The following is a 12,146-nucleotide window of genomic DNA, read 5'->3' as shown; positions in this document are numbered from 1 at the left end:
TATGCTCGACAGCATTCGTTGTCCAGCGGAGAACTGCCATGAAAGACCCTGTTCATCATTCTGCAGCGGCGGGATACAAAACCGGCGCCGACACCTATGTTCGCGGTCGCCCGGACTATCCGCCGGCCGTGGCCGACTGGTTGACCGGTGCTTTGGGTTTGAACGCGGACAGCACCGTGATCGACCTGGGGGCCGGCACCGGCAAATTCACCGGCCGCTTGCTGGCGACCGGGGCGCAGGTGATCGCCGTTGAGCCCGTGCCGCAGATGCTGGAAAAACTTACCCTGGCCTATCCCGAGGTGTTGGCCGTGAGTGGCACCGCTATGGATCTGCCGCTGCCGGATGCCTGCGTGGACGTGGTGGTGTGCGCCCAGGCCTTCCACTGGTTTGCCACTACTGAAGCGCTGACTGAAATCGCCCGCGTGCTGAAACCGGGTGGCCGCTTGGGGCTGGTGTGGAACTTACGCGATACCAAGGTGAGTTGGGTGCCGAAACTGGATGCGATCGTCAACGCATTGGAAGGTGACACGCCACGTTATTACACCGGTGCGTGGCGCCGCGCGTTTCCTCATCCGGCGTTCGGGCCGTTGCAGGCGCAGCATTTCAGCCATGGGCACACCGGCTCGCCTGAGGATGTGATTTTCAATCGGGTGCGTTCCACCAGTTTTATTGCGGCGTTGCCGGAGGCGCAGCGGGAGAGGGTGGATGAACAGATGCGCGCGTTGATTGCCGGGGAGCCGGAGTTGCGAGGACGGGATGTGGTGACGGTGCCTTATGAAACCGCGGCGTTTGTGGTGGTGAAGGGCAGTTAGATCGGCGGTGCGGCCTTCGCGAGCACGCCCGCTCCCACATTCGACCGCATTCCAATTGATGAACTCGGTTAAATATGGGAGCGGGCTTGCTCGCGAAGGGGCCAGCCCAGACACGAAAGAACTGAAGCCAGTCCCGCTTTTGGCCGAACCACTGCCTTACTCACCCCGCCAATGCCTTGTTATAGTCCGGACCTCATTTTTTGCCCGGTAAAAGGATCACTGCCATGTCTCAGTACACCGCGTTCACCGTCGAACTCGCCGACAACATCGCCCATGTGCAGATCAACCGTCCGGAAAAGATCAACTCGATGAATGCCGCATTCTGGAGCGAGATCATTGAGATTTTCCAATGGATCGACGACACCGACGAGGCGCGCGTGGTGGTGCTCAGCGGTGCCGGCAAGCATTTCTCCTCGGGCATCGACCTGATGATGCTGGCCGGCGTGGCCAATGAACTGGGCAAGGACGTCGGCCGTAACGCGCGCCTGCTGCGCCGCAAGATCCTCGCGCTGCAAGCGTCCTTCAATGCCGTCGACCATTGCCGCAAGCCGGTGCTCGCAGCGATTCAGGGCTATTGCCTGGGTGGTGCGATTGACCTGATCGCCGCCTGCGACATGCGCTACGCCGCCGAAGACGCACAATTCTCGATCAAGGAAATCGACATCGGCATGGCGGCGGATGTAGGCACTTTGCAACGCTTGCCGCGTATCATCGGTGACGGCATGCTGCGTGAACTGGCTTACACTGGTCGCACGTTTGGCGCCGAGGAAGCGCGCAGCATCGGCCTGGTCAATCGCGTCTACAGCGACACTGCCAGCCTGCTGGATGGCGTCATGGGCATTGCCCGGGAAATCGCCAGCAAGTCGCCGATTGCGGTCACCGGCACCAAAGAAATGATCAGCTACATGCGCGACCACCGCATCGACGACGGCCTCGAATACGTCGCCACCTGGAACGCCGCCATGCTGCAATCCACTGATTTGCGCGTGGCCATGGCCGCCCATATGAGCAAACAGAAACCCGAATTTCTGGACTGATTAACCATGACTTCACGCTGGACCACCGCAGTACTGGACACCGACCAACCCGGCGGCTGGGCCGTGGCCCGCAGCCCTGAAGGCTTCCTGTTCGATGACAATGGCGCGCTGTTCCCGCGTGAATGGCTCAAGCGTCAGGACTTGTCGATTCTCGCCGAACACGGCATTGGCCATCTCGACGGTGAGCCGGTCTATCTGCTGGAACTGCGCAGTGCCAGCGACGTGGCGGGCTGCAACTGGAAAGGCCTGCGGGCGTTCATGCTCGATGGCGATCACACGGTGTACAAGGTGCTCGGCTATGCCGCGCAAATCGGCACCTGGTATCGCGAGCACCGCTTTTGTGGCAACTGTGGGCAGGCGGCGACGCAGGTTCCCCGTGAGCGGGCGATGTACTGCGAGCCGTGTGATTTGCGCTATTACCCACGGATCTCGCCGAGCATGATCGTGCTGGTAACCCGTGGCGATGAAGTTTTGCTGGCCCGTTCGCCACGCTTCGTCACCGGGGTCTACAGCACGTTGGCGGGGTTTGCCGAACCGGGTGAATCCGCCGAGGACTGCCTGATTCGCGAGGTTCGCGAAGAGGTGCAGATCGAGGTCAAGAACATCCAGTACCTGGGCAGCCAGTGCTGGCCGTTCCCGCATTCGATGATGCTCGGCTTCCATGCCGAGTACGCCAGCGGCGAGATTGTCTGTCAGGAAGACGAAATCGAAGATGCCCAGTGGTTCAACGTCCATGCGCTGCCGCCGTTGCCGGCGTCGCGCTCGATTGCCCGTTACCTGATCGACATCTATGTGGCGCGGCGCTTAGGCCACGCTGAACCAGTGTTGCCAAGCTAGCCGCACGGTCAAGCCCAGCACCACGGTGATGAACACCGGTCGGATGAACTTCGCGCCGCCGCTGATGGCGGTGCGAGCGCCGAAGAATGCGCCGGCCATCACCGACACGCCCATGCTCAGGCCGATGATCCAGTCCACCTGCCCGGAAAACACAAATACCGACAGCGCCGCAATGTTGCTGACGAAGTTCATGCTGCGCGCCACGCCGCTGGCCTTCACCAGGTCGATGGGGTACATCAGCAGGGTGCTGACGGTCCAGAATGCCCCTGTGCCGGGACCGGCCACGCCGTCGTAGAAACCGAGGCTGAAGCCTTGGGTCGATTGCCACTTTTTCTTGATCGGTGCATCGCTGTCCAGCGGGGCCTTGGGTGTGCCGCCGAACAACAGGTACACGCCGCAGGCGAAGACGATCACCGGGAGCATTTTGTTCAGCCACTCGGCGGGCAAGTAATGCGCGACGATGGCGCCGGTCAATGCGCCGACCAGGGTACCGACGATGGCGTGGACCCACTGCCGGGGATGGAACAGCTTGCGTCGGTAGAAGGTGAAACTGGCGGTGGCCGAGCCGAAGGTCGAACTCAACTTGTTGGTGCCCAACACCAGGTGAGGCGGCAGGCCGGCGGTGAGCAGTGCCGGCGTGGTGAGCAGGCCGCCACCCCCGGCAATCGCGTCGATGAAGCCGGCAATAAAGGCAACGACGGCCAGAATGGCCAGGGTGGTGAGGTCAACGCTGAGTTCGAAAGGCATGGAAATCGGCTTATTCGGCGGGGTGCAGGAAAGGGCTGCGGGGAAGGGGCAGTATCTTACCTGGATCCGACTTCTGCGGCGACTGGTCTGGCCCTGTCGCGAGGAGCAAGGATCTCCGGTGTAGCTCAGATCAAATGTGGGAGCGGGCTTACTCGCCAAAGCGGTGGGTCAGCCACTATTTGTACCGACTGACACTCCGCCTTCGCGAGCAAGCCCGCTCCCACATTTGGATTCAGGTGAATTCACAGGCCCAGGTCGGACAGCCCCGGGTGATCATCCGGACGACGTCCCAGCGGCCAGTGGAACTTGCGCTCGCTTTCCTTGATCGGCAGGTCGTTGATGCAGGCAAACCGGTTAGCCATCAGCCCGTTTTCATCAAACTCCCAGTTTTCGTTGCCGTAGGAGCGAAACCAGTTGCCCGAGTCGTCGTGCCATTCATAGGCATACCGTACGGCGATGCGGTTGCCGGTGAAGGCCCAGAGTTCCTTGATCAAACGGTAATCCAGTTCCTTGGCCCATTTGCGGGTCAGAAAACCTTTGGCTTCTTCGCGGTTGTAGGCGAACTCGGCGCGGTTACGCCATTTGGTGTCCAGCGTGTAGGCCAGCGACACCCGTTGCGGGTCGCGAGAGTTCCAGCCGTCTTCGGCCAGGCGAACTTTTTCGATGGCTGACTCGCGGGTGAAGGGCGGCAAGGGCGGACGAACTTCAGCGTTAGACATGTAAAGTCTCCCAATAAAAGTAAAGTTCAAACACGTTGTCGGGCTTATATAGGGTGTTACAGGTCCAATAACTTTCGCGCCATGCATTGCGCATTATCGGCAGCACTGTGATCACCCATGACAAGCGCCACGGTAATGGCACCATCGATCAGGATCAGCAGCTGTTTGGCCAGCGTTTCCGGGTCGGTGGCGCCATGTTCGGTGCAGAGCTCGCGCACATAGTCGAGCAGTTTTTGTTTGTGTTCCCTGGCGACCAGGCGGACCGGGTCTTGCGGGTCGCCGGTTTCGCCGCTGGTGTTGATGAAGGCGCAACCGCGGAAGCCTTCCGAGGCGAACCAGGCCTTGAGCACGGTAAACAGGTTGAGCAGGCGGTCGGTCGGTGTTTCAGCCTGATCGACGGCGGTTTTGTACCAGTGCATCCAGCGCACATCGCGGCGTTGCAGGGCGGCGACGGTCAGCTCTTCCTTGCTGGCGAAGTAGCGGTAGATACTTTTTCTGGAGACGCCGGCAGTTTTCACCAGAAGGTCCATGCCGGTGGCTGCGATGCCACTTTTATAGATCAACTTTTCGGTGACATCCAGAATGATGTCGCGTGTAGTGTTATCGGTCAGTTCGTTCATGTGGCGAAGAGTAGAACGGACGTTCTCCATGGTCAACTTAAAATTTTCATTGCCTGTTATGGCCCCTTCGCGAGCAAGCCCGCTCCCACATTGGAATGCATTTCAAATGTGGGAGCGGGCTTGCTCGCGAAGGGGGCCTCAACAACACCGGAAGACCCGAACCGATCCATGGTGTAAGCTCTTGAATTCTCCGGATTCGACCCATTGCGAGCCCTATGCCGTCGCTTTTCAAACGCTCTCTGCTGCCCAAACTGCGCAGTTTTCCGCTGACCGCCGATGCCGTCACCATCCTGTCCGGCGCTGCCGAGTTTCGTCGTTGCCTGCTGGAGAAAATCGCCCAGGCCACACACCGCATCTATATCGTCGCGCTGTACCTGCAACAGGACGAAGCCGGGCAGGAAATTCTCGATGCCTTGCACGCCGCCAAACTAGCGCGTCCGCAACTGGATGTGGTCGTGGTGGTGGACTGGCTGCGCGCCCAGCGCGGTCTGATTGGTGCCGGCAAGCAACCAGGCAACTCGGCGTGGTATCAGGAAGCGACCCGCACCCACGCCAGTGAAGTGCCGGTGTATGGCGTGCCGGTGCAGACGCGCGAGTTGTTCGGCGTGTTGCATTTAAAAGGCTTCGTCATCGATGACTGCGTGATCTACAGCGGTGCAAGCCTGAACAACGTGTACCTGCACAAATTCGACAAGTACCGCTTCGACCGCTATCACGTGCTGCAAAACCAGGCGCTGGCCAATTCCATGCAGCACCTGATCCAGCATGGATTCATTGCCTCCAAAGCCGTGCACCGCCTCGACTTGCCGAACCTGCCGACCACCCGCAGCCTGCGCAACGACATCGGCGACCTGCGCAGCCGCCTCAAGCACGCGGCATACGACACCACGGCGGGCACCACGCTCAAGGACGGTTTGTCCGTCAGTCCGTTGCTCGGTGTGGGCAAGAACAATCCATTGAACCGGGTGATTTGTGAGCTGATCGCCAGCGCCCAGCATCAACTGACCATTTGCACGCCGTACTTCAACCTGCCGCTGGCGGTGACCCGGGAAATCAACCGGGCGCTGGGCCGGGGCGTGAAGGTCGATATTGTGGTCGGCGACAAGACCGCCAACGACTTCTACATCCCGCCCAGCGAGCCGTTCAAGGTGATCGCGGCACTGCCGTATCTGTACGAGATCAGCCTGCGACGCTTTGCCAAACGCCATCAACACAGCATCGACAGCGGCAAGCTGAACCTGCATTTGTGGCGTGATGGCGACAACACCTATCACCTCAAAGGCATGTGGATCGATCAGCGCTACACCTTGCTGACCGGCAACAACCTGAACCCGCGAGCCTTCCGTCTCGACCTGGAAAACGCGCTGCTGATCGATGACCCGAAAGGCGAATTGCTGGAGCCCCGCAAGGCTGAGCTGGTGGAGATTTTCCAGAACACAAAGCGCATCGAGCGTTACCAGGACCTCGAAACGCTGCTGGATTACCCGCCGGCCGTGGCCAAGTTCCTCACGCGCGTCAGTCGGGTGCGGATCGAGCGGTTGCTCTATCGGATTCTGTAAAGCTCGACGCTGCCGGGGGCTTTGGCCACAGGGCCACCAGCAGCAGTAACACAGCGGCCACCAGGTAGGGCAGGCGCGGTTCGAGGTCATAGATCAATGTGGCCGCCAACGGTCCGATGACCACGCCAAAGCCTTGCGCAGCGCCGATGGAGCCCGCCGTGGCGCCTTGCTCGGAGGCGTCTACGGCATTGGCGGCCAGCGCCGCGAATGACGGAAAGATCAGCCCCATCCCGCCCGCCGAAACGAAAAAGCACAGCCACAAGCCCCACGCGGTATTCGCCAGGATACTGCCGGCAAACCCCACGGACGCCACCAGGGCACCCGCACGGATCAACCGCAGCGGCGGCCATTCCAGCCGGCGCACCAGCAGTTGTGAACAGATCAAGGCGAAACCGACCATGGTCAGGGCAATGCCCGCCGTTTGCGCGGCGTCGGCCGGGCTCATGCCGAGCCGGTCGAGGGCGAAGAAGCCGACGGTGATCTGCGCAATCGACACACACAGCATCGCCACAAACGCGACCGCCATGGGCCGGCGCAGGCGCGGATCATTCAGGTGGACCTTGCGCGGTACTTGCCGCAGGTGCAATTCCTGGCCCTCGAGCTTGAAGCGCAACACCAGAAACGCCAGCAGTGGCAGCACGGCCATGGCGTAGAACGGCAGGCTCAAACTGAAACGCGAGAGCAACGCAGCAATGGCCGGCCCGATCACCAGGCCACAGGCGTTGGCGGCACCCAATGCCGCCATGGCTTTGGCGCGGTGTTGCGGTTCAATGTTGTCGGCGATCAGCGCGTTGCCACCCACCGGGATCGCGGCATAGAACACGCCGATCAAGCCACGGCCGATCATCAAACCGATGAACCCCAGCAGCGCCGACGGCAGGAACCGCAATGAAGCGTCGATGAACAGGCACAAGGCCCAATAGGCCAAGGTGAAACCGGCGGTGGCGATCAACAGAATGCGGCGCCGGCCATAGCGGTCGCTGGCCTGGCCCCACGGACGCGCCAGCAGCATCCAGATCACCCCGGACACGGTCACCGCCGCACCGGCCTGCCACGTGGCCAGGCCCAGCACCCGGGCAATCGGGCCGATCAGCGAGACGAACGCCATCATCGACATGGAGCAGGCCATGTTGGCGACCATTAATGGGCGCAGGTCGAAGGCGGGAGTGGTCATGGGGGTGAGTCTTCCGTGAGCTTTTGTTGTTTGCGGGGGATGGTAGCGCGGGTTGTGTGCAAGTAGGAGGAGTATCGGTGGTAGTGATAATGCCTTCGCGAGCAAGCCCGCTCCCACATTAGTTTTGTGTCGTTCACAAATCCAATGTGGGAGCGGGCTTGCCCGCGAAGGGGCCCGCTTAAACGCTACAAAAGTATCAGTTCAACCCAAGTTTCCCACGCAACGTCGACAAATCTTCAGCCAACGTATTCACCGGCCCAACCAGCGCCTTGCGGTCACTCTCTTTCACCTTGTCATAGGTTTCGAAACCACCGTCCTTGGTCTTGTACTTGGCCAGGATCTTGTCCACGGTCGCGAAGTTCTTGTCGACCTTGGCCATGAACGCCGCGTCTTGCTTCTGGATCTGCGGACGGAACAGGTCAACGATTTTCTTCGCGCCGTCGACGTTGCCCTGAAAGTCATACAGGTCGGTGTGGCTGTAACGGTCTTCTTCGCCGGAGATCTTGGTCGCCGCCACTTCTTCCAGCAACGCCGCCGCGCCGCCGACGACTTTCTCAGGCGGGAACGTCAAGCCGGCCACACGGGTTTGCAGGTCTTTGACGTCTTTGTTCAGGCCATCGGCCAGGTCGCCCAGGCCCTGGGTGCTTTTTTCCGAGAACAGCGAGTATTCAATGCGGTGGAAACCGGTGAAATCGTCGGCTTTCACACCTTTTTCGTGGTCGTCGACACGGGAGTCGATGGACGCGTCGAGGTCACTGAACAGCTCGGCAATCGGCTCGATCGACTCGTAGTAGACGCGGGTCGGGGCATAAAGCTTTTGCGCGGTGGCCAGGTCACCTTTTTTCACCGCGTCGGTGAACTGTTGGGTGTGGCTGGCCAATTCGTCCAGTTGCTCGGTGACATAGATCTTGTAGTCCGAGACCGGCCCCACCAGGTCCAGCGGCGCGGTTGCCGCGAACGCCGACAGCGAAGTGTTGAGCAAGCCAAGGGTCAGCAGCAAAGCGAGGGGCGACTTTTTCATGGGGCGGTTCCGTGTTGGGAGTTGTCAGGCGGTGGTTGTTGAATGGGTGGCGTCCAGCAGCGAGCGACCGATGAAATCCTGATCGCTGATGATACCGGGCAAGGTGAAGAAGTAGCCGCCGCCGACTGGCTTGAGGTATTCCTCCAGCGGTTCGCCGTTGAGGCGGGTTTGCACGGTGATGAAGCCTTTTTCCAGATCGGCCTGGTAGCAGATGAACAACAGGCCCATGTCGAGCTGACCGTTCTTGTTCACGCCGTTGGAGTAGTTGAATGGCCGGCGCAAGATCAGGTTGGCCTGGGCCGCGGCGGTGCGCGGGTTGGCCAGACGGATGTGCGCGTCGAGTTTGGTCAGTTTGCCGTCCGGGTCCTTGGCGTAGTCCGGGACCTCGGTTTCATGGGCGCCGCCCATGGGCGCGCCGGTGCTTTTGACCCGTCCGAGAATGCTTTCCTGTTCCTGCAATGGCGTACGGTCCCAGCGCTCAACGAAGTTGCGGATGATCCGCACCGCTTGATAGCTGCCATTCGCCGCCCAGGCCGGTTCATCGCTGCCGGGCTGGACCCAGACGACGTGGTCCATGGCCTTGGCGTCGTTGGAGTCGGGGTTGGCCGAGCCATCGCGAAAACCGAGGAAGTTGCGTGCGCTCTGTGCCGGAACACCCGGTTTTGCCGGAGCTTGCGGCGGCACGCTGCCTTCCTGCTTCCAGCGTACCAACAGCAAGTCCGGAAGGTTTTTCACGATGTCACGCAGTGCGTGGATGTTGGTGTCGGTGGTGTTGGAACAGAACTGTAAGCTCAGGTCGCCGTGGCAGCAGTCAGCATCCAGCGCATCGTTGGGGAAACCGACCATGCGCATCAACCGCTTGGGCTTGACGCTCGCCAGACCGAAGCGCTCATCGAACAGCGACTCGCCCACCGAGACGGTGATGGTCAGGTTGTCCGGCGTCACCACCGGGCCGAGAATCCCGGAATCCACCGGCGGCAGTTTCGGATCGACCTGGGTCACCGGGCCGCCCTTCATCAAAAACGCGATGCGCGCGTTGAGGGTGCGGAACAGCCGCTCGAGGTCTTCTCGGTCACTGGCCAACACATCGAACGACACCAGCATGCCGGATGCCGGGCGCGGGGTGACGATGCCGGTCTGGTGCTTGCCGTGGAAGGCGTGACGGTCTTCGGTCTTGTCGCTGCTCGGCGCTTCGGTAACTTGCGCGGGGCTGGCGGCCATCGCCGGGCAGCTCAGTGCGCTACCGGCCAATGCCACGCCGGCGGCGCCCATGCCCATCAAGACCCGGCGACGCTGGAGGTTGAATTGTTCTGAATCGTTCATCTGAATGTCGTCTTCTGCTTACAGGCCGGACAGGCCAAGGGCGGGATCGATGGTGTCGAGGGCGTCGGCCAGTGCCTGGGCCTTGTTGGCGACCCGTTTGCGCTGTTCGGCGCTGACGCTGTCGTAGCTGGCGTAGCCGTCCTTGACCTTGAGGCCATTGAGTTCGCTGTCGAAGGCGGCGAGGGCGCTGTCGACCTTGGGCAGCACGTCAGCGGCCGACTTGCTCAGCATCGGTCGCAACAGCTCGACCACTTTGCGTGCGACGTCGAGGTTGGCGGCGAAGCCGTTGAGGTCGGTGTGGCTGTAGCGTTCTTCTTCACCGCTGCTGGCACGCACGTCGGCGAGGGTGTTGAGGTTGCGCACCACAATGCTCACCAGTTGCTCCGGCGGCAGCGGCTCGGCCAGCAGTTGCTGTTTGAGTGTGGTGACGTCGCGGGTCAGGCGTTGCGCAACCGGCGTCAGGCCGTCGAGGTTGCGTTGCTGGTACAGCGCATATTCCAGGCGATGGAAGCCGACGAAGGCCGGGTCCTTTTCGCGTTTTTCGAAATAGTCGGCGCGGGCGTTGATTGCGTTGTCCAGTTCGGCCAGGCGCTGGGCCGCCGGGGCGATGCGTTGATACGCGGCACGGGCCGGCACGTACAAGGCTTGCGCCTGGCTCAGGTCGCCGGCTTCGATCGCTTGCTCAAGGGCGGTTGTGGCTTTGATCAGCGCGGTGCCCTGGCTGCTCAGGTACACGCGAAATTCCGACAACGGCCCGATGAACGCGACCATCGAAGGTTTGGCCTTGGCGGCAGCGTCGGACGCGGCCGTCGGGGTCACGTGCAACGTGCCGCGCGGGTTGCTGAGCAAGCCGCAGGTGATGGTGTAGTCGCCGGGTGCCAGGTTGGCGTTGATCACCTGGCTCAGGCCCGGTGCGATGTTCTCGCGCTCTTCGAGCACCAGCACGCCGTCGAGGATCTCCCATTCCACGGCGCGGTCCGAGCGGTTGACGATGCGGAAGCTGGCGCGACCGGCCGGGACCGTCAGCGCATTCGGCTCGCAGCTGTGCGGGTGAATGTTCACCACGACTTCGTCATGGTTGGCCTGACGCTTGGCCGCGGCCATTTTCGAGGCGTAGTAGAACAGGCCGCCGGCGGCGATCATCACGATCACCGAACCGGCCACCGCCCAGCGCAATGCCTTGGACGGTGCGGCCACGGTAGGAGTAGGCGTTGACATGAAAGCCCTTACTGACTGGAAACGGAAGAAGACTGTTTGGCAGGCGCCGGGACCGGGAGGAAAAACATCACCAGCGCCACCACCAGGTAAATCAGATAAGCGCCGAGGGTGCTGACGGTTGGCGCGTCCTGATAGCCGAACATGCCCGCCAGTACCGAGCCCAGCGGGCCATCCATCGGCAGCGTGGCGCTGACGTCGAACAGCACGGTTTGCAGGTGATTCCACAGCCCGGCTTCATGCAGCGCCTGCACCGAGTTGGCGAGAATGCCGGCGGCGACCACCAGGATGAACAACCCGGTCCAACGGAAAAACGCGCTGAGGTTCAGGCGCATGCTGCCGGTATAGATGAGGAAACCGATGACAATGGCCAGGACCAGGCCGAGCAGGGCGCCGATGGGTGCGGCGGGGCCTTCGCTTTGCTGGAACACGGCGAGCAGGAAGAACACTGTCTCCAGACCTTCCCGGGCCACGGCGAAAAACACCATGGCGATCAGCGCGAACACCTGGTTTCTGGAACCGGTCAGCGCGTGATCAAGGGATACGTGCAAGGAGTGCTTGATCGAACGCGCCACTTTGCGCATCCAGAACACCATCGAACTGAGAATGCCGACGGCCACCAGACCAACCACGCCTTCAAACAGCTCTTGTTGTTTCTGCGGGAACTCGGCACTGACCAGTTCCAGGCCACCGCCGACCAGCAGGGCCAGGGCGGCGGCGAGGAACACGCCGATCCACACGGCGGGCATCCACTGGCCACGGCCGGTTTGCTTGAGGTAGCTGGCGATGATGCCAACGATCAACGCGGCTTCAATGCCTTCGCGCAGCATGATCAGAAAAGGGACGAGCATTCAGCACCGGGTCGAAAACAGATAGGGTGCTAATTTGTAACATAATGACACTCATTCCCATATGGTGTTGATTGCCATTTACCTGAACCTAACCTGAACGAGCCTGAACATCACACACCCCTGTAGGAGCAAGGCTTGCCCGCGAAGAACGATTACCCGGTTTCAGGGTAAGACCGGGGTGCCTGCTTCGCGGGCAAGCCTTGCTCCTACAGGATTGGGTCGCTGTGCGCT

At 61.2% G+C, this 12,146-nt stretch carries 12 protein-coding genes; 4 read left to right on the top strand and 8 right to left on the bottom strand.

Going from position 1 to position 12,146, the window contains the following annotated elements; all coding sequences use genetic code 11:
* Positions 1-38: 38 nt before the first annotated feature.
* The 3 genes from EAH78_RS20995 to nudC all read left to right on the top strand — a co-directional run bounded on the left by EAH78_RS20995 (position 39) and on the right by nudC (position 2,686).
* Positions 39-812, top strand: a complete 774-nt coding sequence (locus tag EAH78_RS20995) for a class I SAM-dependent methyltransferase (protein WP_140669243.1) — start codon at positions 39-41, stop codon at positions 810-812.
* Between the two features lie 224 nt (positions 813-1,036).
* Positions 1,037-1,849, top strand: coding sequence for a crotonase/enoyl-CoA hydratase family protein (locus tag EAH78_RS20990; RefSeq protein ID WP_140669242.1), 813 nt, complete (start codon positions 1,037-1,039; stop codon positions 1,847-1,849).
* A 6-nt stretch (positions 1,850-1,855) separates the two neighbouring features.
* Positions 1,856-2,686, top strand: coding sequence for an NAD(+) diphosphatase (gene nudC / locus EAH78_RS20985; protein WP_140669241.1), 831 nt, complete (start codon positions 1,856-1,858; stop codon positions 2,684-2,686).
* Here the strand turns inward: nudC and EAH78_RS20980 are convergent.
* The 3 genes from EAH78_RS20980 to EAH78_RS20965 all read right to left on the bottom strand — a co-directional run bounded on the left by EAH78_RS20980 (position 2,654) and on the right by EAH78_RS20965 (position 4,772).
* Positions 2,654-3,433 (bottom strand): TSUP family transporter, encoded by a 780-nt coding sequence (locus tag EAH78_RS20980; RefSeq protein ID WP_140669240.1) that lies wholly within the window; start codon positions 3,431-3,433, stop codon positions 2,654-2,656. The genes nudC and EAH78_RS20980 overlap by 33 nt on opposite strands.
* 242 nt (positions 3,434-3,675) lie before the next feature.
* Positions 3,676-4,152: a DUF1348 family protein gene (locus EAH78_RS20970; protein WP_140669239.1), complete on the bottom strand. Its 477-nt coding sequence runs from the start codon at positions 4,150-4,152 to the stop codon at positions 3,676-3,678.
* A 56-nt stretch (positions 4,153-4,208) separates the two neighbouring features.
* Positions 4,209-4,772 (bottom strand): TetR/AcrR family transcriptional regulator, encoded by a 564-nt coding sequence (locus EAH78_RS20965; protein ID WP_140669238.1) that lies wholly within the window; start codon positions 4,770-4,772, stop codon positions 4,209-4,211.
* Positions 4,773-4,987: 215 nt separating this feature from the next.
* Here EAH78_RS20965 and pssA point away from each other — a divergent pair, with 215 nt between their 5' ends.
* Entirely contained in the window at positions 4,988-6,331 is a 1,344-nt protein-coding gene (gene pssA, locus EAH78_RS20960; protein ID WP_140669237.1) for a CDP-diacylglycerol--serine O-phosphatidyltransferase, read from the top strand.
* On the opposite strand, the gene EAH78_RS20955 is transcribed toward pssA, so the two are convergent.
* From EAH78_RS20955 to efeU, 5 genes are all read right to left on the bottom strand, one after another.
* Positions 6,288-7,505, bottom strand: coding sequence for an MFS transporter (locus EAH78_RS20955; protein WP_140669236.1), 1,218 nt, complete (start codon positions 7,503-7,505; stop codon positions 6,288-6,290). The two genes, pssA and EAH78_RS20955, sit on opposite strands and share 44 nt — an antisense overlap.
* Positions 7,506-7,701: 196 nt before the next feature.
* Entirely contained in the window at positions 7,702-8,526 is an 825-nt protein-coding gene (gene efeO / locus EAH78_RS20950; protein WP_140669235.1) for an iron uptake system protein EfeO, read from the bottom strand.
* A gap of 24 nt (positions 8,527-8,550) precedes the next feature.
* Positions 8,551-9,849 carry an iron uptake transporter deferrochelatase/peroxidase subunit gene (gene efeB, locus EAH78_RS20945; protein WP_140669234.1) on the bottom strand — a complete coding sequence of 433 codons (1,299 nt, stop codon included), beginning with the start codon at positions 9,847-9,849 and terminating at the stop codon, positions 8,551-8,553.
* An 18-nt stretch (positions 9,850-9,867) separates the two neighbouring features.
* Positions 9,868-11,067: an iron uptake system protein EfeO gene (efeO, locus tag EAH78_RS20940; protein WP_140669233.1), complete on the bottom strand. Its 1,200-nt coding sequence runs from the start codon at positions 11,065-11,067 to the stop codon at positions 9,868-9,870.
* An 8-nt stretch (positions 11,068-11,075) separates the two neighbouring features.
* A complete protein-coding gene (gene efeU, locus EAH78_RS20935; protein WP_140669232.1) occupies positions 11,076-11,915 on the bottom strand; it encodes an iron uptake transporter permease EfeU in 840 nt (279 codons plus the stop codon).
* Positions 11,916-12,146 lie beyond the last annotated feature (231 nt).

It is taken from the genome of Pseudomonas arsenicoxydans, from assembly GCF_006438915.1.
In the GTDB taxonomy this organism is placed as follows: Bacteria; Pseudomonadota; Gammaproteobacteria; order Pseudomonadales; family Pseudomonadaceae; genus Aquipseudomonas; species Aquipseudomonas arsenicoxydans_A.
This window is presented reverse-complemented; position numbering and strand designations above follow the sequence as displayed.